Source organism: Photorhabdus sp. RW14-46, assembly GCF_963887965.1.
Taxonomy (GTDB): Bacteria; Pseudomonadota; Gammaproteobacteria; order Enterobacterales; family Enterobacteriaceae; genus Photorhabdus; species Photorhabdus laumondii.
In genome coordinates this window covers 219,274-243,493 of the sequence record NZ_CAWPHH010000002.1, presented here as the reverse complement: position 1 = coordinate 243,493, position 24,220 = coordinate 219,274, and the positions used below count along the sequence as shown (strand labels likewise).

Below are 24,220 nucleotides of genomic sequence, written 5' to 3'. Positions count from 1 at the left end.
ACAAGGCCCGCGATGGTTATCGCGGGCCTTATAAATAGGTGAATTGCGCCGTTTAAATGTAAGCGCCCCATATGGGGACTTCTGCCTTTCGACAGGCAAAATGTCTAACTGTTGGGGCGCGTTTCACAATTTAATATGAATGGAAAATACAAAATAACCATTTATTTAATCGCCAAGTATGTCAGTCAGTGTGGAATTAAAAACAGATTAACGGTGTTGCGCTTATTATGTGAATCCAGGCTGTGGTTCCAAATTCAGCATAAGAATCTTAGAACGGCGCTGATAGTTGTATAATACTTGTTTCTGAATCGGTAGCATTGAGAGTTCTGCGGGCTCAAAACCCCGCTCTTGGAACCAGTGAATGCTGCGGGTAGTCAGAACAAACAGTTTTTCCAGTCCGAGCTGTTTGGCGTGTTCCGCAATGCGATTCAGTAATACTTCACCTCTTAAAGAGCTGCGGTATTTAGGATTCACCGCTAAACAAGCCATTTCGCCAATTTTCTCTTCAGGATAAGGGTAGAGCGCGGCACAGGCGATAGTTAGGTTATCGCGTTCGATAATGATGAATTTATCAATTTCTCTCTCAAGTTGTTCTCTTGAACGGCGAACCAGAATACCCTGTTGTTCCAGTGGGCGAATAAGTTCGAGAATACCACCAATATCATTGATATTAGCTCGGCGTATTTGTTCCGCACTTTCCATCACTATTTGAGTGCCAATACCATCTCGGGAGAATAATTCTTGAAGTAGAGAACCATCTGCCTGATAACTTAATAAATGGCTGCGACGAACGCCACGACGGCAAGCTTTTATTGCACTCCGCAAAAAACAGACTGTGCCTGAATAGTAGTCACCTTTAACTTCTAGCTCTTTAATCAGTTCCGGTGCTTGATTAAGAAAAACTTCCGATAGAATTTTTCCGTCTTTGTCTTGTACACCTTGAGTAGAACAGAATCCAATCAGTTTTTCAGCCTGTAGTTTGATAGCTAATTGAGTAGCAACATCTTCAAATGCCAGATTAAAACTCTCTCCGGTGACAGAAACTGCGACAGGGCCAATTAGCACGATTGCGCCATTGTCTAATTGACGATTTATGGCATGCTCATCGATACGGCGAATTTTTCCGCTGTGGCAATAATCCACACCATCATCAACGCCAAGAGGTTGAGCAATAATGAAGTTACCACTGACAACATTAATGTTGGCACCTTGTAACGGGGTATTATTCAAATTCATAGAAAGGCGTGCAGTGATATCCAGTTGCAGCAAGCCAGCAGATTGTTTGACTAATTCTAATGTTTTATTATCGGTAACACGGGTGTGTTTGTGGTAAACCGGTTCGTAATGATGGTCTGCAAGGTTTTGCTCAATTTGAGGTCTGGCACCATAAACGACGACCAGGCGGATGCCTAAACTATGCAGTAATCCTATATCGTTGATAATATTGGTAAAATTTTCGTGAGCAATAGCCTCTCCACCAAGCATGATAACAAAAGTTTTACCACGGTGTGCATTGATGTACGGAACAGAATGACGAAATCCTTCAACTAACTCGGTGCTTCGTTCTTTCATAATAGGCTCTCGATTGAATTTTTATTCGTAATTTATGCTTTTTTATTCCTTTTGAGAGAAAATGGCAAGAGGCAATTCAGGTAAAAACATTTTGATATACCTGTAGACGTTAATAATTTGCAAAATATAAAATGCTTTTCATTGACGACAGCATAATGCTGATTGGTTAGCGTTTTTCACTTGATCGTTTCGTTTGGTGAATATCACCCTGAATGTTTATATTTTATGAATGGAATATTAGTAGATGAGTCATTCAGATCATAATCTGTCACGACGTCGTTTGTTGCAGGGAGCCGCAGCGATGTGGTTGCTTAGCGTTAGCCAGGTGGGTTACGCAGCGTCAGCAAAAATTATCGCAGTACGTATTTGGCCGGCCTCTAGTTATACCCGTGTGACGCTTGAGTCCAATATTCCACTCAAATATCGCCAGTTTGTGCTAAAAAATCCAAATAGAATTGTGGTTGATCTTGAAGGTATACAACTGAATCATACTCTAAGTGGGATGGGGGAGCAGATTCAATCTCGTGATCCTTATCTTAAACTGGTGAGGGTAGGGCAGTTTAATCCTAAAACGGTTCGTTTGGTGTTTGAAGTTAAGCAATCGGTCAGCCCACATATGTTTACTTTGAAACCGGTGGCGAAATTTAAACATCGTCTGGTGTTGGATATTTATCCGGCAGAGAGGGTTAATACGGATGATGATCCATTGCTTGCCCTACTTGAAGAGTATAATAAAGGTCATTTAGCAGAAGATCTGCCAGTAGAAAAACCAAAGTCGGGCAAAGCAGGTAAAGACAGGCCAATTGTTATCATGCTCGATCCTGGACATGGTGGTGAAGATCCTGGTGCTATTGGCAAATATAAAACTCGTGAAAAAGATATTGTTTTGCAAATTGCTCGTCGATTGAAAACGCTCATTCAGCGTGAACCGGGTATGAAAGTTTATATGACCCGTAATGAAGATGTGTTTATCCCGCTCAAAGTCCGGGTGGCAAAAGCGCGTAAGATGCGGGCTGATCTCTTCGTTTCTATTCATGCTGATGCTGTTACTAACCGAGTTGCCCGTGGCTCTTCGGTTTTTGCACTCTCGACTAAAGGTGCAACCAGTAATACCGCACGTTTTCTAGCCCAGACGCAAAACGAAGCTGACCAAATTGGCGGAGTGAGTAAAAGCGGTGATAAGTATCTGGATCATACGATGTTTGATTTGTTACAAACTGCGACAATCAATGACAGCCTTAAATTTGGTAGCGAAGTGCTTAAGCGTATGGGCAAAGTGAATAAATTACATAAAAATCGGGTGGATCAAGCTGGATTTGCGGTACTGAAAGCACCAGATATCCCTTCGATTCTGGTAGAGACTGCGTTTATTAGCAATTTGGAAGAGGAGCGGAAACTGAAAACCGCACGTTTCCAGCAGCAAATCGCAGAGTCAATTTTTGCGGGTATCAAAGCTTATTTCAAGAATGGGGGTAATTTGGCAATTTGAGCTTGCCGCTATGGGTAATTTTTGCTGTTAAACAGGGAAGGAGGCTATTTTCCTTTAGCCTATACTCCCTGCCCTATTTAGTGGGTAGTGATAGGTTGAACTGCCAGGCGCAAGCCCATGACACGCAGAATCGTGCTTAGACTTCTAACTTCCGGGTTGCCCTCGGCTGACAAGGTGCGATAGAGCTGGTTCGGATTCAACTCAGCTTCCTTGACCACGTTACGAACTCCGCCGAAAGTGTTCTCCTATCTGTTTCTACTCTTCCATTCACGCCAGTATTCACACGCTCTGGGTTTTGCTTACGTTTGTCGCCGCCGCAGAGCAGAAGAACTACAGTTAAGCCAGATTTGGCGTAATAGACCCGATACCTTGGCCCTATGTCAATGCGCAGTTCCCAGACACCCTCGGACAAGGGTTTGTGATCAGTTCCATGCGCATAATGCGTCGGTCAATGGCAATTTGAGCCTTGGTGTCACGTACTATGTTCTCGCCATTCTTCAAAGACATCACGTCCGTTGTTGTCGATATAGTGTCGTATCTCATTCATGGCTTTGTTATCGTTTATAAACGATAACAAAGCCAGAAATGACTATATGTGGATATTTATCATTAAACCGAGAGCAGATACGATGACGAAAAAATTATCTAAAAGTCATTATGAAGTTGCTTTTGGAGTTTGTATGCTGAAATGCATAGAGAATTGGTTGCGGGGGCCGGATTTGAACCGACGACCTTCGGGTTATGAGCCCGACGAGCTACCAAGCTGCTCCACCCCGCGTCCGTTTTGATATTTTGATTAGCGAAAATTGGTTGCGGGAGCCGGATTTGAACCGACGACCTTCGGGTTATGAGCCCGACGAGCTACCAAGCTGCTCCATCCCGCGTCCGTTTAGAACCTACTTTGTATTTTCCTGCATCACTAACGCCTGCTGGAATCGGTTCCATTCGCAAATATTGAACTACTTTATAGTGTTGGTTGCGGGAGCCGGATTTGAACCGACGACCTTCGGGTTATGAGCCCGACGAGCTACCAGGCTGCTCCATCCCGCGTCCGATGCGGGCACTATACTCAGGATAAGATCTGTTGCAAGTTTTTTTATTAATTATTGTTTGTTTCGTTACGTTTTTGATTAGTTACTCTGCGTATCGATGTTTTTCTATTCGTTTGTGTCGTTGTTTTGTTAAGTTATTTTTTTTATGGTAAGTTTCATCGTTTCTATTGGTTTAGTATTTTGTTCGCCACAGAGTTATGTTGGTAAGAGAGAAAACAACAATGAAATACTGGGGTAAGTATCTGTTGTGTGGAACCGTGATTTCACTGTTGGTTGGATGTCATTCTCGCCCAACAGCACAGGGCCAACAATATAGAGATGGTCATATTGCTCAGGATTTACGGTTGGTTAATCAACCTAATGCGCAGGGTAAGCCAGTTAATGCAAAGGATTTTTCAGAGCAGGTTGCGCTGATTAGTCAGTCTGCTCCTCGTCTGTATAATCGTAATAGTTTAACTTTTGACGCTGTTCAAAACTGGATGCTAGCGGGTGGTGAAACCAGTAAGTTGCATCTGTTTAATTTACGCGCTTACCAGATGGAAGGTGTGGATAATTACGGTAATGTCCAATTTACCGGCTACTATACGCCAGTGTTACAAGCTCGTCGTGTTAAACAGGGAGAATTTAAATATCCTCTGTACCGGATGCCGCCTAAGAGTAAATACCGTTTACCAAGCCGAACTGAAATAGACAATGGCGCCCTTAGCCCCAGTCTGATTATTGGTTATAGTCGTTCACTGATTGATAATTATATTATGGAGGTACAAGGGAGTGGCTATGTCGATTTTGGTGATGGTGGGCCACTGACTCTTTTGGGTTATGCCGGTAAGAATGGCCATATTTACCGGAGCATTGGCAAGTTGCTGATTGAGCGCGGAGAAATTGCGCAGGAAGATATCTCCATACTGGCGATTCGTAAATGGACAGAATCTCACAGTGAGGCAGAAGTCCGTGAACTGTTGGAGCAGAACCCATCATTTGTTTTCTTTAAACCTGAAAACTATGCACCGGTACGTGGTGCGAGTAGTGTTCCTTTAATTGCAAAAGCTTCTGTGGCTGCTGATAAAATGCTTATTCCACCAGGAACAACCCTGTTAGCAGAGATACCTCTGTTGGATAGAGAGGGTAAGTTTACCGGTCAGTACCAGATGCGGCTGGTGGTTGCATTGGATGTTGGTGGGGCGATAAAGGGACATCATTTCGATATCTATCATGGTATTGGTGGGGAGGCGGGTATAGCGGCAGGTTTCTATAACCACTACGGTCGGGTTTGGGTGTTAAAAAAAGCGCAGCCTACCATGTTGATGGTAAGTCAGTGATTGCTCTTCATAAATTTTATAACAGGTTTTCAGGATTGATATTCAGTAATGCAAACTTCTCTTTCTGATGCATATATGCAGCGCTTTGCCGGGACTGCCCGTTTATATGGACAAAAAGCGCTTTCTTTGTTTTGCCATTCTCATGTTTGTGTTGTGGGTATCGGTGGTGTTGGCTCTTGGGCGGCTGAGGCTCTGGCTCGTACAGGAGTCGGTGCGATCACTCTGATTGATATGGATGATGTTTGTATCACCAATACTAATCGCCAATTACATGCTTTAAAACAGCATATTGGGCAACCAAAAACTGAAGTGATTGCCGAGCGTATTCTGGCAATTAATCCAGAGTGCAAAGTGACTTGTGTTGATGATTTTCTCACACCCGATAATGTTGAAGAGATGATGGCGGCTGGATTCAGTTATGTGATTGATGCTATCGATAGTGTCAGGCCGAAAGCTGCGCTGTTGGCTTATTGCCGTCGCCATAAAATTCCGCTGGTGACAACCGGTGGAGCAGGAGGGCAACTTGATCCTACACAGATTCAGGTTGTTGATTTGGCAAAAACGGTTCAGGACCCTTTAGCGGCTAAACTGCGCGAAAGGCTGAAATCTGATTATCGTGTTGTGAAGAATGGCAAAGGTAAATTAGGCATTGATTGTGTGTTTTCAACCGAGCAATTAGTTTATCCGCAGAGTGATGGTTCTGTTTGCGCCGCGAAAAGTACCGCAGAGGGAACTAAGCGTATGGATTGCGCTTCTGGTTTTGGTGCCGCAACGATGGTCACGGCGACATTTGGATTTGTTGCGGTTTCCCATGCTCTGAAAAAAATGATAGCTAAAGCGCAACGTCAGGGTGATCTTTAATCTTACATATAAGATCTTGCGGCGTTTTGCACGGTATTAATCAGCGACTTGACGCCGTTTAGCCGTGAGCCGCTTATCTGTTGTTCCAGCCCAAGTTGTTGGAACAGCGCCAATAGATTGGTTGTTAAAACTTGTTCCGGTGTCTTGCCTTCTACGGCCGTTAAGATCACTGCCAGCAGGCCTTTTACAATGCGGCCTTCACTGTCACCATAAAAATGTAAATAGCCATCTGGCAGTAATTGATGCCCTAACCAAACCCGGTTTTCACAGCCGGACATTTCAGTGTCTTGCTGTTTCAAGTTCTCTGGTAATGCGGGCAGTTTCTTTGCTAGTAAGATTAACTGGCGATAACGATCTTCCCATTGGCGGCATTGGTCAAAGGTTGCAATGAGCTGTTGTTGGCTGATTTCCCGGCCAAATGGGTGTGGTGCAATCCGGTTTTCAGTGGCTTGAGTCATAATGTCATTCGTCCTGTAATTCATTCATCCTGTAATAGAGAAAGGCCAAATTTTACTGCCTGAATTAAAGCATCGGCATCTTGTTGGTTGTTGTAAGGCATAAAGGAGGCGCGCAAACAGCCGCTGATACCTAACGCTTCGATCAAGGGTTGAGCGCAATGCTGACCGGAACGTAAAGCAATATTTTGTTCTGCCAGAATGGCGGCCAAATCACTGTGATGAATGTCGGTAAAATTAAAAGCCAATAAGCTGGAACCGGCAATGCGATAGCTGATAAATCCGGGTAAAGCGGAGAGTTGTTCTTCGGTATAATCAGCCAGTGTGACTGCATGGGTTTCGGCTTTGGCAATATCAATATCTTTTAACCATTCCAGCGTGGCAGAAAAACCAATAATACCTGCAACATTCGGTGTGCCCGCTTCAAACCGGAAAGGTACCGCTTCGGGTATAAAACCGCTGAATGACGTGTGGGAGAGCATTTTTCCGCCCCCTTGCCAGGGAGGCATAGCATTAAGAAGCTCACTTTTGCCGTAAAGTATACCAACGCCGTTCGAACTATAGAGTTTATGAGCAGAGAATGCGTAGAAATCGATATCTGATTGTTGAACATCAATGGGATTGTGAACAACGCCTTGTGCGCCGTCTACAACGACCAGACAGCCATGTTGGTGTGCTATTGCAGTTATTGCAGCAAGATCAACTGCTCCGCCAGTCACATTGGACATTTGGCTGATGGCTATCAAGCGGGTGTGTTTGTTTAGCAGTTCAGGCAACATGTGGATATCAGGCAATTTGCCATTGCCTAAAGGCCATTTAATAACCTTGGCACCGATTTGCTCTGCCAACATTAACCACGGTATCAGATTGGAATGGTGTTCCTGCTCACTAACGATAATTTCATCATCGGGCTGGAGATGAGGGCGGAAATAACTTTGAACCACTAGATTGAGGGATTCTGTTGTTCCTTTTGTCCAGATAATATTTTCAGCTTGTGGAGCGTTGATGAATTCAGCAACTTGTTGCCGGGCTTGTTCATAGCGGGAGGTGATTTCCAGCGCTGCGTGGTGTTGGCTACGATGTACGGTAGCGCTACTGTTTCGATAATAATCTTGAGTTGCCTTTATCATGGCTTGTGGTTTGAGAGCAGTGGCTGCACTATCCAGAAATACCGTCTGTTGTTGTGATGGTAATTGCTGTGATGGAAATTGCTGTGATGGTAATTGTTGTGATGGAAATTGCTGTAGCGCTGGAAATTGCTGGCGGAACTGTTCTGGTTCGAACTTTTTCATAGAAGTATTAATTTTGTTTTAGTGGTGATGGTGCTTAACCATTTGTTTCTGGCTGAAAATGGATGTATCTGTCATCTTTCAAGTTGCCTCTTTGTTGGCTGCGCTCACTCACCCCGGTCACATCGTTATCTATGCTCCCGGGGATTCGCTCCCTTGCCGCTGCGATGCATCTTGAAATCCATAGGGTATAGGTTATTACATGGAATAATATTGCCATGTTCCACGCCTTATGCCAAAAAAAAGCACCGCAACTGCGGTGCATTAAAAAATCACTATGGACAGACAGGGTAAATGTACAGGAAGTGAAAAAACAGTAGCTTGAGCTACAGGGTCCGGTTTCCCAGACAACTTGCAAACACAACATCACAACCACAAAGCCAAAAGTTTCATAGCGTTAAGCTGATTCACTTTTCGTTCCGGCTTAGGAAGTGGCGCCACTATAGGGATTTACTGGTGTATCCTCAATGGACAATTTATAATGATTCGGATTACAAAAACTAATAACTAAATATAAAGAGTTACCGGTATCTCCAACATTACATAAGGGCTCACATGTCCAAACGTTTACCTCCACTTAATGCGTTGCGGGTTTTTGATGCCGCAGCGCGCCATTTAAGTTTTACTAAGGCGGCAGAAGAATTATTTGTGACGCAGGCCGCAGTTAGCCATCAGATGAAAAGTCTGGAGGATTTTCTTGGGTTGAAGTTATTTCGCCGCCGCAATCGATCACTATTGTTGACTGAAGAAGGTCAAAGCTACTATCTGGACATTAAAGAGATATTCACGGCGATAAATGAAGCAACACGTAAACTTCAAGCTAGAAGTGCTAAAGGTGCTTTGACGGTTAGCCTTTCACCTAGCTTTGCTATCCAGTGGTTGGTTCCAAGGCTGTCCAGCTTTAATTTAGCTTATCCCGGCATTGATGTCAGGATACAGGCGGTAGATAGAGAAGAAGATAAGCTTGCTGATGATGTTGATGTTGCCATATTTTATGGTCGTGGAAATTGGCCGGGGTTACGCACTGATCGTCTTTACGCAGAATATTTGCTTCCCGTTTGTTCTCCTTCGTTACTGACTGGAGAAAATTCTTTGAAGACCCCCGCAGATTTGGCGCGTCATACGTTGTTACACGATTCTTCTCGTCGTGACTGGCAAGCGTATGTGCGCCAGCTTGATATGCAGCAGCAGATAAACGTTCAGCAAGGACCGATATTTAGCCATAGTGCAATGGTGATCCAAGCCGCTGTTCATGGGCAAGGTATTGCATTGGCAAATAATGTCATGGCTCGGACTGAAATTGATGCGGGGCGCTTAGTTTGCCCATTTAATGATGTGTTAGTGAGTAAGAATGCATTTTACCTTGTTTGTCATGACAATCAGGCTGAATTGGGGAAAATTGCTGCATTCAGACAATGGGTTTTGGCACAGGCAGCCAGTGAGCAGGAAAAATTGGGCTTTATTACCAATGAGTAAGAGCGGAATAAGGTATTCGAGCTGTAAAAGCTCTCAGATAGAAGAAAAAGGAAGATAACAGTGAATAGTCGCCTAATGCTTATCTTTGCTGGCTTAAGTGGGTTTTTCTATGTGGCGTTTGGTGCTGTAGGGTCACATTTATTATCTCCGATGATGGAAAAATATCAGATAAGTTGGATTGATCTTGGTCTGCAATATCAGGGTATTCACACTCTGGCAATGATGGCGATGTCTGCCATGCTAATGCGTAAAGTTGTGCTCTGGTTTTACTGGAGTGGCGTTTTTTTTGCAGTAGGTATTTTGTTGTTTAGTGGCAGTCTCTATTGTATGGCCTTATTGCAGGTTAAATTTTTCGCTTATATTACGCCAGTTGGAGGATTTAGCTTTCTTATTGGCTGGTTTTTAGTATTAATTGGCGCTTTGCGTCTAAGGAAATCGGCGCTTCGCCATGAATAAAATTGCTTTATATTGCCGCCCTGGTTTTGAAAAAGAGTGTGCAGCAGAAATCACCGATAAGGCGGGCCAAAAAGAGATTTACGGTTTTGCCCGGGTGAAAGACAACAGTGGTTATGTCCTGTTTGAGTGTTATCAATATGAAGATGCCGATCGGCTGATTCGTGAGATCCCATTTCGGGAGCTGATTTTTGCCCGCCAGATGCTGGTCGTGGGTGAATTATTGCGAGATTTACCTCCTGAAGATCGGATAAGCCCGATTGTAGGTATGTTGCATGGTGTCATTGAACGTGCAGGTGAATTACGGGTTGAGGTGCCTGATACTAATGAAAGTAAAGAGTTATTAAAATTCTGTCGAAAATTTACTGTTCCGTTGCGTAATGCTATGCGTCAGGAAAAGATCTTGCTGATTCGGGAAAACGTTAACCGCCCGGTGATACACGTTTTCTTTATCGCTCCGGGTTGCTGTTATGTTGGTTATTCTTACAGTAACAATAATTCGCCATTTTATATGGGTATTCCTCGGTTGAAATTTCCTTCGGATGCACCAAGTCGTTCAACATTAAAACTGGAAGAAGCCTTTCATGTTTTTATCCCACATGACGAATGGGAAGAGCGATTGGCTAGCGGTTTGTATGCAGTTGATTTAGGTGCATGCCCTGGTGGTTGGACTTACCAACTGGTGAAACGGAGTATGATGGTTCATGCGGTAGATAATGGCACGATGTCGAAAAGTTTGATGGATACGGGGCAAGTTAAACATCACAAAGTTGATGGTTTTAAGTTTGAGCCTTCGGCAAAGAACATTTATTGGCTGGTATGCGACATGGTGGAAAAACCAGCAAAAGTGACGCAGTTAATGGTAGATTGGTTAGTTAATGGCTGGTGCCGGGAAGCTATTTTTAATCTCAAATTACCCATGAAAAAGCGTTATGAAGAAGTTGCTCATAATTTGCAGAAAATGAACTTGCAATTAAAAGAAGGGGGTATAAATGCACAAATTCAGGCAAAACACCTTTATCATGACAGGGAAGAAATAACGGTTCATGTTCGTCGTATTTGGTCTGCTTATGCAGCTAGCCGGAATGATTACTGATTCACGGTTGTTCATTATCATTCTGGAATAACTCATAAAATAAGATTTCTTAAAACGCCTCAGTTATATCCTGAGGCGTTTTTTTCAGTATTGAATGACATTATTGCATTTTATCTCTTATACCGTGCGGAGTAAAATGGGTGTATTAGAATGATTTAATTCATTTTTTCAGCTAAGAAAGTATTACATAATACTCCATGTGTGAGGTAATTATGATCTAATGTAACAATGAATATTGTATGACTTATGTGGTAAAATTGTTGATTTTTTCACTTTACTTAAGGTAAATATAAAAAATAAATATATTATTATAAGCGTTTAATTAAACGTGAAATTAATGTTAAATAATTAAATGAATTAATATTATAAAATGGAAAATAATGAAAGAGATTATTTTTTAATTATTTTAATTAATGTTTTAAGTATAGCATTTAATTTTGCTATTAAATGTAAATAATATTTATTTAATATAAATTTAAATCGCTGTTTTATATTTAATATGTTTTTGAATTAATCAGCTATGTTGATAATATTATTTTATATTCAAAAACCAAAAATATAATTTTATTATATTGGGACTGAGTGCTTTATAATAAAGGAAATATTAACTATTCTGTGATATATGTTTTTTATTGATTTAATCAAGTGGTTATTAATTTTTTAATAATATATACCCTATGGATTTCAAGATGGATCGCGACGGCAAGGGAGCGAATCCCCGGGAGCATAGAGAACTATGTGACCGGGGTGAGTGTAGCCAACAAAGGGGCAACTTGAAAGATAACGGGTATATTCATATAACGGCTTGGGATAATCTCCGATTAAAATTATCAAGAATAATGTTATAAGTGTTTTAAAGTTTACTTCATATATAGTTAAATAAATAGATAATTGATTCATAATAAAATACCGCTAAGAAATTAGCGGTATTTTTTTCGTCTTAAATGGTTATGTTATATAAAACAATCGCTTATTTGTTTTATGTTATTTTTATCACGTTTATATTAAAAAAATATGTTAATTGCTTTTTACATAATTAACTTTAGTGTTACGTTTATGCGAAAGGGATTTTAGTTGTTAATTTGTATGACCAGGGGCGGTCTGTTGTTTTCAGGTTTTATTGACTTGTATTTAATTAAATAAAAAGAATTTTATATCTAAGTCCTGATTTTATGGAGAAATATATGTCTTTAAAGAAGAAAATTTCATACTCGGAAGACGTTAGCGGTTCAGAAAAAGCAAATGAGTTGCTGAAATGGTTACAGGCTTATATACCAGGTAAAGACTCTAATATTGTCGTTGAGCATGAGCCCAGTAAAGATGCTGCTAAAGAATTAATCCGGGGTGATTATCGTTGGGGGCATCAGGATGACGATAAATCTAAAGCTTTCCAATTAAAGTATTCTTTCCTGGAGAGTAAGCCGGATAATATGCCGTGGCATATTTCTGAATTTTCAGCATTTAATGAAGCACAAAAAGCTGCTGCAAAACTGTCAATACAATCTTGGGCTGATGTTGCTAATATTAATTTCGTTGAAACCACTGATGCCAAAGAGGCAAATGTTACCTTTGGATTCTTTGATGTTAGCTTGACGGGGAGTTATGCGTTTGCTTATCTGCCAACCCCCGAGAAGACACAGGTAGGAACTTGGTATAACGCGAAAAGCCGTACTTTCTTAAACAACGATATTGACGTGAATGGTTATGGCCGTCAGACGTTTACTCATGAAATTGGCCATACTCTAGGGTTGCAACATCCGGCTGATTATAATGCGTCTGACAAGGTAAGCCCGACTTATAAGAACAGTGCGACTTATTTTGAAGATAGCCGTGCTTATACCGTCATGAGTTATTTTGGTGAGAAAAATACCGGTCAGGACTTTAAAGGTATTTATTCTTCCGCACCATTACTTAACGATATTTCTGCCATTCAGGCGGTATACGGCGCGAATAATACCATCCGTGCTGATGACACCGTATATGGTTTTAATTCCAACACAGATCGTGACTTCTATACCGCAAAAGACGAGAACAGCAAACTGTTGTTCACCGCTTGGGATACCGGGGGGAATGATACGTTTGATTTCTCTGGATTTACTCAGGATCAACGTATCAATCTGAATGAAGCGTCTTTCTCTGATGTCGGTGGGTTGAAAGGGAACGTCTCTATTGCCCGTGGCGTCACGATTGAAAATGCAATTGGTGGCAGTGGTAATGACGTTTTAATCGGGAATGATGCCGCCAATACTCTGAAAGGTGGAGCGGGTGATGACATCATTTACGGCGGCTTGGGAGCGGATAATCTTTGGGGCGGGGAGGGCAACGATACATTTGTCTACCTGAGCGCCAAGGAATCACCGCCTCTTGAGCGTGATTGGATCCATGACTTTGTTTCCGGTAAAGACAAGATCGATGTGTCACTGTTCGATCTGGGTGAAGCCGGGAAGGGGGGCGTTAAATTTGTAAGGGAATTCACGGGTGAAGTCGGAGAAGCGGTGCTTCGTTATAACACGGTTGATAAGGTGAATGATTTCGCCATTAATTTGGGCGGTGAATTTTCCTACGATGATTTTTGGGTGAAGATAGTCGGAGAGCCAATCTTAGAGTCTGATTTCATTCTTTCATAACACAACAACACAACCGCATCTGATTTTGGATGCGGTTATTTGTTTGGAGGCGGCATGGTTTTTGCGGCTTGGTATCTGAAATTTGCAGGCTTTGTTGCTCTGACATTCAGCATTATCGGAGGAAGTATGGCGAGTAGTCTTGTTCTCCCACACGCCAGTGAATTGAAAGGCGTGTGGCAATTGTCGGATAAACATCAACAATGCGATGTGTTATTGACTGACCATCCCTTACCAGAGGGATCAATTTGGTCACTTAATGGTGATAACGATTGTTTAGCGTATATGTTTGGCGAAGTGCCTGCCGGTTGGCGACCAACACCAGATGGGCTCACAATTACTGATGAACAGGGGAGTGGTTTGGCTTTTTTTGCTCATGAACCGGATGGTTGGTTTGCTCGTTTTGCCGATGGTCGGGAATTAATGATAAAGCCCAATAAGACGAGTAAGAAAAATGAATAAAGCAGGAAACATTAACATCAGATAGTTATATTTTTAAAAAATAAAAATAAGGAAATAATGTGAAATTACTACTCCCAAAGGATGAAATTACTGATGTCATTCGTGCTCGTAGTCGGGTATTTTGGGCTATCGGGTTGTTCACTGCTTTTATTAACCTGCTGATGTTAGTTCCATCTGTTTATATGTTGCAGGTTTATGACAGAGTATTGCCGTCGGGCAATGAAATCACTTTGCTGATGTTGACGCTGATTACCCTCGGCATGTTTGCCATGATGGGCATGCTGGAATATATCCGTAGCATGATTGTTATCCGTATTGGCAGCCAGCTTGATATGAAGCTGAATAACCGGGTTTATACCGCATCTTATGAATCGAATCTGAAAAATGGCACGACTGATGCCGGTCAGATGCTCAATGATTTAGCCAATATCCGCCAGTTTTTGACGGGTAACGCCTTGTTTGCCTTCTTTGATGCCCCTTGGTTTCCAATCTATCTGCTGGTTATTTTTCTTTTTAACCCCTGGCTTGGTCTGTTGTCATTGGGCGGTGCACTGGTATTGATTGCCCTGGCTGTGTTGAATCAGTGGTTATCAAGTCAGCCGTTATCCGAAGCCAGTAAACTCTCTCTACGTTCAGCAAGTCTTGCCAGCACTAATTTACGTAATGCCGAAGTCATAGAGGCGTTAGGGATGTTGCCGGTGCTACGTCGGAGATGGTTTGGATTACATGAGCGTTTCCTTGATTTCCAGCGCATTGCGAGTGAGCGGGCTTCAGTGATTAATTCAGTCACTAAAACAGTGCGTTTGGCCTTGCAGTCACTGATCCTGGGATTAGGGGGCTGGTTAGCGATTGGTGGGCATATTACGCCGGGCATGATGATTGCGGCTTCAATTTTGATGGGACGTGCACTTTCACCGATTGAACAATTGATCCAAGCCTGGAAAGGCTGGAGTGGTGCTCGTTTGTCATGGCAACGGTTAACCCACCTGTTGGAACAACAACCGGAACGCAAACCGGGCATGTCATTGCCTGCGCCAAAAGGAAATTTAGCCGTGGATAAAGTTTCCGCAGCGCCGCCGGGAAGAAACAGTAAGGTTGTTTTGCAGGATATTAGCTTCTCGTTGGATGCCGGTGATGTGATGGGATTAATTGGTCCCAGTGCGTCTGGGAAATCGACGCTTGCCCGGTTACTGGTCGGAATATGGCCGACACAGGAAGGCGTTGTTCGTCTGGATAATGCCGATATTTATCAGTGGAATAAAGATGAACTGGGCTCCTCAATCGGTTATTTACCGCAAGATATTGAGCTATTTGGCGGCACTATTGCTGAAAATATTGCCCGTTTTAATGCAGTAGAACCCGAAAAGGTGGTTCAGGCGGCAAAGAAAGCGGGTGTTCATGAGCTGATATTAGCACTTGATAAGGGCTATGACACCGTGATTGGTGCTGGCGGAGTGGGATTATCGGGTGGGCAGAAACAGCGCATTGGCCTTGCTCGTGCGCTATATGACGAGCCGTCATTGGTGGTGTTGGATGAGCCTAATTCCAGCCTGGATGAGGCAGGGGAAAGAGCATTGAATGAGGCGATTTCTCAGTTAAAGGCACAAGGAAAGACAGTGATTGTGATTACTCACCGCACCTCATTGCTATCACAGACAAACAAAATATTGCTACTGGTTCAGGGGAAAATGAAGATGTTCGGTTCATCTCAACAGGTGATGGCCGCTTTATCACAAAGGAATAATAGTCAGGAACATTCTGCAACCAAGGCAGTCGCCCAGGCATCATAGGTAAATGTGCATTTAATTATAATAATATCAAATAGCTGAGACGGAGATTTCTGTCCGGGAGTGGATATGTCTGATCAGATTACGCCGGTAAGAGAGGAAAAAGGATTATTGCCTTTGGAAGAAAGGCATTTTTTACGACTAGGATGGTTCGTGATTGGTGTGGGGATCTTGGGATTTCTCATTTGGGCCGCGTTAGCACCGTTAGATAAAGGGGTGGCATCTTCAGGTGTGGTGGTGGTGGATGGTAATCGTAAAACAGTTCAGGCCCCGGCAAGCGGGATTATCAGTCAGATTAAGGTTGTTGAAGGCGAAACAGTAAAAGCGGGTCAGACACTCGTCCAGCTCAGTCAGGTGCAGGCAAAGGCACAGGTTGATGCACTTCAAGATCAACTGCATACCACGCTGGCAACGGAAGCCCGTTTATTAGCCGAGCAGCATGGTGATGAAGCGTTAATTTTCCCCGACCTATTACAGCAATTACACTCTGAACCGCGGGTGAATGAGATTATTGAACTGCAAAAGCAACTGTTTGTATCACGCCGTGAAGTGCTGAGAAGCGACTTGGCAGGGCTTGAGCAGTCTGTCGAAGGAATAGATTTCCAAATTAAAGGGCTGAAATCTTCTTTTCTCAATAAACGCATGCAGCAGGCGGCGCTTAAAGAGCAAATAACTAATCTGAAATCTTTAGCGGATGAGGGCTATTTTCCGCGTAATCGTTATCTGGAACTGCTGCGTGAACAGGCTGAGCTCAACAGCAGCATAGCGGAAATGGAAGGACGAGCCGGTCAGCTTGAAAAACAATTACAGGAAACACAGCAGCGTATTATTCAGCGCAAAGCAGACTATCAGCGGGAAGTGCGCACACAATTAGCCGAGGTGCAGGTCTCTGCCAGTGAATATAGAAATAAGCTGGATACAGCCCAGTTTGAACTGACTCATACCTCAATTGTTGCGCCGGTTGATGGCACTGTTGTGGGATTAAATATTTTTACCCAAGGGGGGGTTGTTGCTCCCGGCGAAAAACTGATGGAAATTCTGCCGGACCAGAGGGCGTTTGAAGTGGAAACGCGTGTTGCGGTTAATTTGGCAGATAAGATTAGTAAAGGGTTGAATGTGGATCTGATGTTTACCGCTTTTAACCAGAATCGGACGCCAAAAGTTGAAGGAAAAGTTGCCGTGATTTCCGCAGATAGGTTGGTCGATCCCGCAACCAGTCAACCTTATTATCAGATGAGAGTGGTTGTCTCTCCTGAGGGAATGGAAAAACTGAAAGGGTTGGATATCAGGCCAGGAATGCCGGTTGAGGTTTTTGTCAAGACGGGTTCCCGCTCTCTGTTAAGTTATCTGTTTAAGCCATTGCTGGATCGGGCTTCAACATCGTTGATAGAGGAGTAATGATGAAACGGAATAATGCTTCTTTATCAATGGGTTTTCTGATTCTTGTCTGTGTCAATCTGTTCTCTTTTCCTGCATGGGCATTGAGTTTGACTGAAGTTTATGCGCTGGCGTTAGAAAATGATCCGACTTTTCTTGCCGCCGTGAAAGAGCGGGAAGGTGGTGAAGAGTATGAAAAGCTCGGTAGGGCAGAATTGTTACCTAAAGTAATCATGTCTTACCAAAATTCACCGCGGAATTGGCAACATATGGAGTCTGTTGGGTATGACCTCTGGGGCAGGAAGACAACTAGCAGCCGGGATCGCCAATATAGCAGTTATAACGCGGCTGTTGTGTTGACTCAGCCGTTGATCGATTTTGAAATATGGGCGCGTTATAAAGCCAGCCAGGCTCACACTTTGATGAGCAATGAGCGTTTTCGGGCAGATTTTCAGCAACTGGCTGTTCGGGTCGTGAATGCTTACGTAGATGTGGCTTATGCACAGGATCAGATTGATTTAGTCATACGGCAGAAAATGGCTTATGAAAAACAACTGGAACTGAATAAGAAGTTGTTTACTTCTGGTGAAGGGACGCGCACTGATGTGGTAGAAACACAATCGCGTTACAGTCAGGCGATTGCCGATGAGATAGCGGCCAAAGATGATTTGGATGCAGCAATCCGAAATTTACAGCTCATTGTGGGGGTTTCTCTCCCGGTTGATTTACCGGTGCAACGGTTATCAAATAAAAAACGATTCCAGATATTGAAGTTGTTACCTGAACGTTATGAGGCGTGGGAAGAGTTGGCATTAGCCAACAATCCGCTTCTGTCCGCTTCGCGTCAGGAAGTGAAAGCCGCGTACCATGAAGTGCAACGTAATCGGGCGGGCTATTTACCCAGGCTGGAGTTGTACGCTTCCCACTCTGAAAACGAATCCAGCAGCGATAATACCATAGATCAAAAATATCGCACCGATACCATTGGCTTGCGGATGAGCATGAATATCTATAATGGTGGTGCTACGTCTGCCGCTGTACGTCAGGCGGCGGCCCACTATGGCAGGACTAAATATGATCTTGATGCTCAGGCGGGAGAAATCCTTAATGCATTACGCCGCAATTATAATCAGTACTTAAATAGTGAAAAACGAATTAGTGCTTATGAAATGGCAGTTGAATCAGCTAGCTTACAGGTAGACGCAACCAGTAAAAGCGTTGCGCTTGGGCAGCGGGTTAATGTGGATGTCTTGAATGCTGAACAGCAGTTATATACTGCCCGACGTGATCTCTCACAAGCAAAATATAATTATATTAAGGCTTGGATCGGCCTGCTTAGTGAGGCCGGAGAATTAAAAGGCGAACATCTGGATAAGGTAGCGAAGTATTTTCGTTAGGTTGCTATTGTCAGCCGGAGTTGTTGCAAATTACCCTTTAAAGCCAGATCGGTACGTAATGACGCAACTTCCCGGCTGATAAACGCTATTTCTTGATTGGATTCTAGTTTATTGCGCCATTTATCGGGTTGTTGGTCGAGGTGTTGGAACAGATTATCCAGTGTACCGGCCTGTTGCAGTAAAGTGGCAGCGGTTTTCGGGCCGATCCCCTGGATCCCCGGAATTTTACTGCTACTGATCCCCGCCAGCCCCCAATAATCAGGCAATTGTTCCGGTAAAACCCCAAATTCTTGTTGAACAAAGGGCATATCCAACCAGCGTTTCTGGAAGTAATCACGGATACGGATATTGGGTGAAAGTAATTGGCAATAGCCTTTATCAGTAGAAACAATCGTTACGTTGTGACCGGCCGCAGTGACTTTTACTGCCAGTGTTGCTGCCAGATCATCAGCTTCATGCCCTTTGGCATGCCAGCAAGTGACTCCTTGTTGCTCAAACGACGCTCTGATTTGCGGCATTTCTTGTTGCAGATTGTCAGGCATGGGTGAACGACCAGCTTTGTAGTCAGGTAATATCTGGTGACGCCAACTGTGATTGCGATTCTCTTCATCGAATACTGCGACGGCATGTGTGGGATGAGAATGTTGGATAAGTTGCCTTAGCGCATGTTCACAAGCAGGAATGCATGGGCTGCCCTGTACAGCATGAATGCGTCGGATAAGGTTAAGAGCATCAACAATAAGAAGGTGTATCATATGGGATCACTTTAAATAACGTAATGCTCCATCCGTGGAGCGTGGATATTTTTTCAGATAATTTTATTTGATGATTTCGTAGCAAGGTTCGTAGGCAGTACCTCCCGGTAGTTTCATTCGGTGCTGTTCCACAAAGTCTTTCAGTAGTTTATCCATATGGCGCATTATTTTAACATCCCCGTGGATTTTGAATGGACCTTGTTGTTCAATCGATTGAATACCCATCTCTTTTACATTGCCTGCAACAATTCCGGAAAAAGCCCGGCGCAATGACGCTGCCAGTTTTTCAGGTGACTGATCAGGATAGAGATTGAGGTTAGCCATGTTTTCATGTGATGGTTCAAACGGTTGTTGCAAATCATAATTGATCTTCATTGACCAATTAAAACTGTATGCATCACCGGTACTGTGGCGATTATCTCTCACTAATGGCATCGCTTTTTTCATTATTCTGGCAACTTCAGGCGCATTATCAATGATGATGTGATAATAGCGTCGAGTCTCTTTGCCCAATGTATGAACAATAAATTCGTCCAGAACTTGGAAATAGGCTTCACTCTGCTTCGGTCCGGTAAGAATCAATGGCAGTATTTGCTCCTGATTTTCTGGATTCATCAGAATACCTAGCAAATAAAGTAATTCTTCTGCTGTACCAACACCACCTGGGAAAATAACGATACCATGAGCAATACGAACAAAAGCTTCCAGACGTTTTTCGATGTCTGGCATGATAATTAGCTCGTTCACTAATGGATTTGGGGGTTCAGCCGCAATGATTGAAGGCTCGGTAATACCAATAAAACGGCTATTTTTGTAATTCTGTTGGGCATGGCCGACAGCCGCGCCTTTCATTGGTGCTTCCATTGCTCCGGGGCCACAGCCGGTACAGATATTCAGTCCACGTAACCCAAGTTGATTACCGACTTTACGGCCATACTGATACTCTTGCTTACTAATTGAGTGGCCTCCCCAACAGACGATCATGTTGAGATCTTCATCGGTATGCAGTGCTCTGGCGTGGCGCAGAATAGAGAATATTCTGTTGGTGATATGTGCGCCATTCTCTGAATCGGAATAATCCTGTTGTTCTGGATCGGTAATCTGTGTATGAACGAACAAGATATCCCGCAGCACTGCGAACAGGTTAGCTTGTAGTGAATGAATAATTTTTCCATCAACGAATGCATCTTCTGGTGGATCCACCAGCTCCAGTTTTACCCCGCGCTCACGGCGCAATACGTTAATCTCAAAATCGGTGTATTTAGAGAGCAGCTCTTTGCTATTATCGGTTTGGCTACCTGAATTGAGTACGGCCAGTGAGCAATTACGGAACAGGCGATACAGATCACTTTTTGCGGTACTCTTTAGCATATCTACTTCAAGTTGAGATAATAAATCCATCGAGCCGAGTGGGTTGATATGTGTGATCAAGAATGACTCCTTGTATACCGTGTATGGATTACATATCAATATCACTAAACTGAATGTATTACATGCCCTATTTCAGCTTATTTTTCACAAATTGCGCTTAGGAAAGCAGATTTAAAATGGATTTATTGACGTGCCAATCGGCCTGTTGCTGGAACAAAGCTTTCACTATTTGTACGCCACGGATTGATATCTAGCCCCCCACGACGGGTATAACGAGCGTAGACTGAGAGCTTTTCGGGGGCACATAATTGTTGTAAATCGCTGAAGATACGCTCGACACATTGCTCGTGAAACTCATTGTGATGCCGGAATGATATCAAGTAACGTAACAATGCTTCCCGATTGATTTTTGACCCTTTATAGTGAATCTGGACAGATCCCCAGTCAGGTTGATGAGTGATCAGGCAATTAGATTTCAGCAGATGGCTAACCAAAACTTCTTCTACCTGCGGGCCTTGTGCTGCATCTTGCAGATAATGACGATTGAAATCATATTCAGTCACTTCAATGTCCTGATCATCAATACATTCACCTGTAAAAGTGGAGATTGGCTGATTATTGAAATGATCTAAGTGATGAAGTGCCACTTCCACCTCACCTTCAGCACAAGCAGCCAGATCGCGCTGTAGTGTTTCTTCGACGGCTTGCCAGTTTTCAAAACGAGTCTGATTAAAGCTGTTCAGATAGAGCTTAAAACTTTTAGATTCAATCAGGTTTGTGCTTGCTACATTTAAACTAACATGCCCGACAGCAACTTGTGGCAAACCGCGGCTATTCAGCCATGACAGCTCATACAGTGTCCAGATATCAGCGCCATGAAACGGCAAATTATCAGGGAAAATTTCCAGCGGTTCACGGTTCATATTGCGGGGTACAGCTTGCAATAAGCTGGCATCATATTGGTCACGATATAAAGTGGTTTTACCTAGCGTAAGCTGCTCAAGAGCTTGGTGATCCCGATATAACGACATGTTATTCCTCAAAATCTGATAGTAGTGATGGCTTAAGTTTAGCAAGTTAGCGCGTTTGTCTGAATTTTATTTATGCGCTCAATTCATTATATTTGGTTTACCATGACATGATAATCACCCCTAACAGTTACCGGTTGAAAATAATATGATTTCTAATGTTACAGAAGCGTTGTCTAATTTTACCCGTTGTTATGTTGATTTGTGGCAAAAGGAAACCGGGGCCCCTCCTGCCAGCCGTGAACTTTATGGTGTGCCATCACCTTGTATTACCCAGACTGGTGACAACATCGTTTATTGGCTGCCACAGCCTTTTCCTTTAGAGGAAAAGTTGAATAGCGTCGAAGTTGCACTGGATATTCAATTACAACCGGCAATTCATGATTTTTATACATCACAATTGGCCGGTGATATGACGGTAACGTTTGAAGGTCAACGGCTTAGTTTGATTCAGGTTTGGAGTGAGGATGATTTTATCCGTTTACAGGAAAACCTGATAGGACATTTAGTGACGCAGAAACGGCTGAAACTGTCGCCAACGGCATTTATTGCGACGATGGAATCAGATGATATGGGTATCATTTCTCTGTGTAATTTGACCGGTGAAGTGATCTTGGAACAGTTTGGCAGTCATAAACGAGAGCGCTTATTTACCGACTTAGTTGGGTTTCTTGGCGCAATTGAGCCTGTCTTTATGCGTTAGGCCCCGATTTTTAACGCTGCCTTTGTGAGATATCTCTTACACTTCATGTAAGAGATATCATTGTTTACTTTTGTGAGTTTCACATTAGTTTATTATTTTCATTTTATTTCAATAGGCTATAAATAATCACAGATTTTGTTTTCTGTCCTGACTTACTGGTTCCATTATGTGTAGCTTGTTTCATCGAATGAATTAATTCATTCTGTCCTCAGCAGGAAAGGAATCATTGCGCACAATTTCTCAAGGACAGATGAGTGATGATGGTCAGGATGACAAATGCATAACAGGATCGTATGCAACATAAATAAAATGATGGGTAACGGATAACCAATTAGGGACAATTTGTCAAGGAGTGAGCAGGGAGCATATTATTAGCGGGATTGCTATAAAATCAACTTAAGGGGAGCGCTTGTGCGCTCCCTTCTCTTATTCACTGGAGCAAGCAAATTTTCAGCTTAAGGGGTATCGATGGTATTCTTGCTAACTGGGTTGTTTTGAGTAAAAACTGAGTCAGGCTGAAAATATGAGTACTGCAAAACAAATTCTGCATAAATTACAGTTAATTGAAGAAGCCATGAGGGAAATTGACCTGTGGCAGAGCCATCCGCCCAAACCGGAAGCTTTCGAAAGTGTTGAGCCGTTTTCCATTGATCGGATGTTAGCTGAAGAGTGGTTGCAGTGGGTATTGATTCCGAGAATGTATGCATTGTTGGAGCAGGGATTGGCGTTGCCTACGGCATTTGCTATCGCGCCTTACTTTGAGGAGTCTTATAAAGAAGATACTACCGGGCGTTACCAGCAACTGTTTGAACATCTTCGTGCGTTGGATCGCTTATTTATGCAGGATAACGTCTGATATGTTGGAAGTGTTATACCAGGATGATCATATTGTGGCAGTTAACAAGCCAGCGGGGTGGTTAGTTCATCGTAGCTGGTTGGCGCGTCATGAAACGGTCTTTGTTATGCAGACATTGCGTGATCAGATTGGTCAGCATGTTTTTCCGGTACACCGTCTGGATAGACCAACGTCTGGCGTATTGCTGATGGCGCTTTCCAGCGATGTTGCTCGCCAGCTCTCTCAACAGTTTGAACATCATCAATTACAAAAAACTTATCATGCTGTCGTGCGCGGTTATGTGTTGGAATCAGCTATTATTGATTACGCTTTGGTTGAGGAGCTGGATAAGATCGCCGATAAATTTGCAGAGGGTGATAAAGAGGCCCAATCCTGCGTGACTTATTACCGACCACTGGCAACGGTGGAGTGTCCGGTAGAAATAGGTCGTTATCCTACATCGCGTTTTAGTTTGTTGGAATTGACACCGAAAACAGGTCGAAAACATCAATTAAGACGCCATATGGCACATATTCGTCACCCCATTATTGGTGATACAACACATGGCGATTTACGGCAAAACAGAGGCGTTGCTGTTCATTATCAAACCAGCCGGTTAATGCTTCATGCCAGTTATCTTGAGTTGGATCATCCTGTTACGGGGGCGAAATTATCGCTTACGGCAAAATGGGATGCATCATGGCAGCATTTAATACAACAATTTGGCTGGCAAGGTATTATCCCCGATTTGGAATATGATGAAGCGAGTAAGATAGAAAATTTTATAGATTAGGATATTTTCAAAGAATACCTGTTGCC

The 24,220-nt window shown here is 43.1% G+C and carries 23 protein-coding genes and 3 tRNA genes; 15 read left to right on the top strand and 11 right to left on the bottom strand.

Annotation, left to right across the window (positions count from 1 at the left end):
• Positions 1 to 225: 225 nt before the first annotated feature.
• Positions 226 to 1,572 carry an amino-acid N-acetyltransferase gene (argA, locus tag AACQ38_RS02915; protein WP_011145020.1) on the bottom strand — a complete coding sequence of 449 codons (1,347 nt, stop codon included), beginning with the start codon at positions 1,570 to 1,572 and terminating at the stop codon, positions 226 to 228.
• Positions 1,573 to 1,816: 244 nt separating this feature from the next.
• Between argA and amiC the strand changes: the two genes are divergently transcribed.
• A complete protein-coding gene (gene amiC / locus AACQ38_RS02910; protein WP_011145021.1) occupies positions 1,817 to 3,061 on the top strand; it encodes an N-acetylmuramoyl-L-alanine amidase AmiC in 1,245 nt (414 codons plus the stop codon).
• 196 nt (positions 3,062 to 3,257) lie between these two features.
• Here the strand turns inward: amiC and AACQ38_RS02900 are convergent, their stop codons facing one another.
• The 4 genes from AACQ38_RS02900 to AACQ38_RS02885 all read right to left on the bottom strand — a co-directional run bounded on the left by AACQ38_RS02900 (position 3,258) and on the right by AACQ38_RS02885 (position 4,111).
• Positions 3,258 to 3,473, bottom strand: coding sequence for a hypothetical protein (locus tag AACQ38_RS02900; protein ID WP_242685504.1), 216 nt, complete (start codon positions 3,471 to 3,473; stop codon positions 3,258 to 3,260).
• Between the two features lie 289 nt (positions 3,474 to 3,762).
• Positions 3,763 to 3,839: transfer RNA gene (locus tag AACQ38_RS02895), tRNA-Met, on the bottom strand.
• 29 nt (positions 3,840 to 3,868) lie between these two features.
• Positions 3,869 to 3,945, bottom strand: a tRNA-Met gene (locus tag AACQ38_RS02890).
• A gap of 89 nt (positions 3,946 to 4,034) precedes the next feature.
• Positions 4,035 to 4,111, bottom strand: a tRNA-Met gene (locus tag AACQ38_RS02885).
• A 223-nt stretch (positions 4,112 to 4,334) separates the two neighbouring features.
• On the opposite strand from AACQ38_RS02885, the gene mltA reads away from it, so the two are divergent.
• Both mltA and tcdA read left to right on the top strand, forming a co-directional pair.
• Positions 4,335 to 5,432 (top strand): murein transglycosylase A, encoded by a 1,098-nt coding sequence (gene mltA, locus AACQ38_RS02880; protein ID WP_011145024.1) that lies wholly within the window; start codon positions 4,335 to 4,337, stop codon positions 5,430 to 5,432.
• Between the two features lie 48 nt (positions 5,433 to 5,480).
• Positions 5,481 to 6,293 (top strand): tRNA cyclic N6-threonylcarbamoyladenosine(37) synthase TcdA, encoded by an 813-nt coding sequence (gene tcdA, locus AACQ38_RS02875; RefSeq protein ID WP_165577365.1) that lies wholly within the window; start codon positions 5,481 to 5,483, stop codon positions 6,291 to 6,293.
• 2 nt (positions 6,294 to 6,295) lie between these two features.
• Here the strand turns inward: tcdA and csdE are convergent, their stop codons facing one another.
• Genes csdE through AACQ38_RS02860 form a run of 3 tightly spaced genes read right to left on the bottom strand, consistent with a single transcriptional unit; the run spans position 6,296 to position 8,257 of the window.
• Entirely contained in the window at positions 6,296 to 6,751 is a 456-nt protein-coding gene (gene csdE / locus AACQ38_RS02870; protein WP_011145026.1) for a cysteine desulfurase sulfur acceptor subunit CsdE, read from the bottom strand.
• Positions 6,752 to 6,771: 20 nt separating this feature from the next.
• Complete coding sequence (gene csdA / locus AACQ38_RS02865) at positions 6,772 to 8,040, bottom strand: cysteine desulfurase CsdA (RefSeq protein ID WP_165577364.1); 1,269 nt, start codon at positions 8,038 to 8,040, stop codon at positions 6,772 to 6,774.
• A gap of 34 nt (positions 8,041 to 8,074) precedes the next feature.
• Entirely contained in the window at positions 8,075 to 8,257 is a 183-nt protein-coding gene (locus AACQ38_RS02860) for a hypothetical protein (protein WP_041379909.1), read from the bottom strand.
• 335 nt (positions 8,258 to 8,592) lie between these two features.
• On the opposite strand from AACQ38_RS02860, the gene AACQ38_RS02855 reads away from it, so the two are divergent.
• The 9 genes from AACQ38_RS02855 (at position 8,593) to AACQ38_RS02815 (ending at position 18,709) form a co-directional block, all read left to right on the top strand.
• Positions 8,593 to 9,513: a transcriptional regulator GcvA gene (locus tag AACQ38_RS02855; protein WP_011145028.1), complete on the top strand. Its 921-nt coding sequence runs from the start codon at positions 8,593 to 8,595 to the stop codon at positions 9,511 to 9,513.
• A gap of 60 nt (positions 9,514 to 9,573) precedes the next feature.
• Positions 9,574 to 9,969 (top strand): DUF423 domain-containing protein, encoded by a 396-nt coding sequence (locus AACQ38_RS02850; protein WP_011145029.1) that lies wholly within the window; start codon positions 9,574 to 9,576, stop codon positions 9,967 to 9,969.
• Complete coding sequence (rlmM, locus tag AACQ38_RS02845; protein ID WP_165577363.1) at positions 9,962 to 11,062, top strand: 23S rRNA (cytidine(2498)-2'-O)-methyltransferase RlmM; 1,101 nt, start codon at positions 9,962 to 9,964, stop codon at positions 11,060 to 11,062. Before AACQ38_RS02850 ends, rlmM begins: the two co-directional genes overlap by 8 nt.
• A gap of 645 nt (positions 11,063 to 11,707) precedes the next feature.
• Positions 11,708 to 11,839, top strand: a complete 132-nt coding sequence (locus AACQ38_RS02840) for a hypothetical protein (protein ID WP_255562947.1) — start codon at positions 11,708 to 11,710, stop codon at positions 11,837 to 11,839.
• Between the two features lie 395 nt (positions 11,840 to 12,234).
• Positions 12,235 to 13,689, top strand: a complete 1,455-nt coding sequence (prtA, locus tag AACQ38_RS02835) for a serralysin (RefSeq protein ID WP_265737285.1) — start codon at positions 12,235 to 12,237, stop codon at positions 13,687 to 13,689.
• A gap of 54 nt (positions 13,690 to 13,743) precedes the next feature.
• Positions 13,744 to 14,148 carry a protease inhibitor Inh/omp19 family protein gene (locus AACQ38_RS02830; protein ID WP_207631770.1) on the top strand — a complete coding sequence of 135 codons (405 nt, stop codon included), beginning with the start codon at positions 13,744 to 13,746 and terminating at the stop codon, positions 14,146 to 14,148.
• A 59-nt stretch (positions 14,149 to 14,207) separates the two neighbouring features.
• On the top strand, positions 14,208 to 15,938 hold the full coding sequence (locus tag AACQ38_RS02825; protein WP_011145033.1) for a type I secretion system permease/ATPase: 1,731 nt from the start codon (positions 14,208 to 14,210) through the stop codon (positions 15,936 to 15,938).
• 66 nt (positions 15,939 to 16,004) lie between these two features.
• Positions 16,005 to 17,333 (top strand): HlyD family type I secretion periplasmic adaptor subunit, encoded by a 1,329-nt coding sequence (locus tag AACQ38_RS02820; protein WP_041379910.1) that lies wholly within the window; start codon positions 16,005 to 16,007, stop codon positions 17,331 to 17,333.
• Positions 17,333 to 18,709, top strand: coding sequence for a TolC family outer membrane protein (locus AACQ38_RS02815; protein WP_165577362.1), 1,377 nt, complete (start codon positions 17,333 to 17,335; stop codon positions 18,707 to 18,709). Before AACQ38_RS02820 ends, AACQ38_RS02815 begins: the two co-directional genes overlap by 1 nt.
• Here the strand turns inward: AACQ38_RS02815 and xni are convergent.
• From xni to queF, 3 genes are all read right to left on the bottom strand, one after another.
• Positions 18,706 to 19,464, bottom strand: a complete 759-nt coding sequence (gene xni / locus AACQ38_RS02810) for a flap endonuclease Xni (protein ID WP_165577361.1) — start codon at positions 19,462 to 19,464, stop codon at positions 18,706 to 18,708. The two genes, AACQ38_RS02815 and xni, sit on opposite strands and share 4 nt — an antisense overlap.
• A gap of 63 nt (positions 19,465 to 19,527) precedes the next feature.
• Positions 19,528 to 20,895, bottom strand: coding sequence for a nucleotide 5'-monophosphate nucleosidase PpnN (gene ppnN, locus AACQ38_RS02805; protein ID WP_165577360.1), 1,368 nt, complete (start codon positions 20,893 to 20,895; stop codon positions 19,528 to 19,530).
• Between the two features lie 122 nt (positions 20,896 to 21,017).
• A complete protein-coding gene (gene queF / locus AACQ38_RS02800; RefSeq protein WP_165577359.1) occupies positions 21,018 to 21,866 on the bottom strand; it encodes an NADPH-dependent 7-cyano-7-deazaguanine reductase QueF in 849 nt (282 codons plus the stop codon).
• Between the two features lie 145 nt (positions 21,867 to 22,011).
• On the opposite strand from queF, the gene syd reads away from it, so the two are divergent.
• From syd to truC, 3 genes are all read left to right on the top strand, one after another.
• The gene (gene syd / locus AACQ38_RS02795; protein ID WP_011145039.1) at positions 22,012 to 22,566 is read left to right on the top strand and encodes a SecY-interacting protein; all 555 of its coding nucleotides are present in this window, start codon (positions 22,012 to 22,014) and stop codon (positions 22,564 to 22,566) included.
• 523 nt (positions 22,567 to 23,089) lie between these two features.
• Entirely contained in the window at positions 23,090 to 23,422 is a 333-nt protein-coding gene (locus AACQ38_RS02790) for a YqcC family protein (RefSeq protein ID WP_011145040.1), read from the top strand.
• Position 23,423: 1 nt separating this feature from the next.
• Entirely contained in the window at positions 23,424 to 24,194 is a 771-nt protein-coding gene (gene truC, locus AACQ38_RS02785; RefSeq protein ID WP_165577358.1) for a tRNA pseudouridine(65) synthase TruC, read from the top strand.
• The last annotated feature ends 26 nt before the right edge of the window (positions 24,195 to 24,220 follow it).

Coding starts and splice junctions, on each gene's coding strand:
- AACQ38_RS02860 (WP_041379909.1), bottom strand. CDS start 8,257: ATGGCAATATTATTCCATGTAATAACCTATACCCTATGGATTTCAAGA.
- csdA (WP_165577364.1), bottom strand. CDS start 8,040: ATGAAAAAGTTCGAACCAGAACAGTTCCGCCAGCAATTTCCAGCGCTA.
- prtA (WP_265737285.1), top strand. CDS start 12,235: ATGGAGAAATATATGTCTTTAAAGAAGAAAATTTCATACTCGGAAGAC.
- tcdA (WP_165577365.1), top strand. CDS start 5,481: ATGCAAACTTCTCTTTCTGATGCATATATGCAGCGCTTTGCCGGGACT.
- mltA (WP_011145024.1), top strand. CDS start 4,335: ATGAAATACTGGGGTAAGTATCTGTTGTGTGGAACCGTGATTTCACTG.
- csdE (WP_011145026.1), bottom strand. CDS start 6,751: ATGACTCAAGCCACTGAAAACCGGATTGCACCACACCCATTTGGCCGG.
- AACQ38_RS02830 (WP_207631770.1), top strand. CDS start 13,744: ATGGTTTTTGCGGCTTGGTATCTGAAATTTGCAGGCTTTGTTGCTCTG.
- xni (WP_165577361.1), bottom strand. CDS start 19,464: ATGATACACCTTCTTATTGTTGATGCTCTTAACCTTATCCGACGCATT.
- queF (WP_165577359.1), bottom strand. CDS start 21,866: ATGTCGTTATATCGGGATCACCAAGCTCTTGAGCAGCTTACGCTAGGT.
- AACQ38_RS02815 (WP_165577362.1), top strand. CDS start 17,333: ATGATGAAACGGAATAATGCTTCTTTATCAATGGGTTTTCTGATTCTT.
- AACQ38_RS02820 (WP_041379910.1), top strand. CDS start 16,005: ATGTCTGATCAGATTACGCCGGTAAGAGAGGAAAAAGGATTATTGCCT.
- syd (WP_011145039.1), top strand. CDS start 22,012: ATGATTTCTAATGTTACAGAAGCGTTGTCTAATTTTACCCGTTGTTAT.
- AACQ38_RS02855 (WP_011145028.1), top strand. CDS start 8,593: ATGTCCAAACGTTTACCTCCACTTAATGCGTTGCGGGTTTTTGATGCC.
- amiC (WP_011145021.1), top strand. CDS start 1,817: ATGAGTCATTCAGATCATAATCTGTCACGACGTCGTTTGTTGCAGGGA.
- rlmM (WP_165577363.1), top strand. CDS start 9,962: ATGAATAAAATTGCTTTATATTGCCGCCCTGGTTTTGAAAAAGAGTGT.
- AACQ38_RS02790 (WP_011145040.1), top strand. CDS start 23,090: ATGAGTACTGCAAAACAAATTCTGCATAAATTACAGTTAATTGAAGAA.
- truC (WP_165577358.1), top strand. CDS start 23,424: ATGTTGGAAGTGTTATACCAGGATGATCATATTGTGGCAGTTAACAAG.
- argA (WP_011145020.1), bottom strand. CDS start 1,572: ATGAAAGAACGAAGCACCGAGTTAGTTGAAGGATTTCGTCATTCTGTT.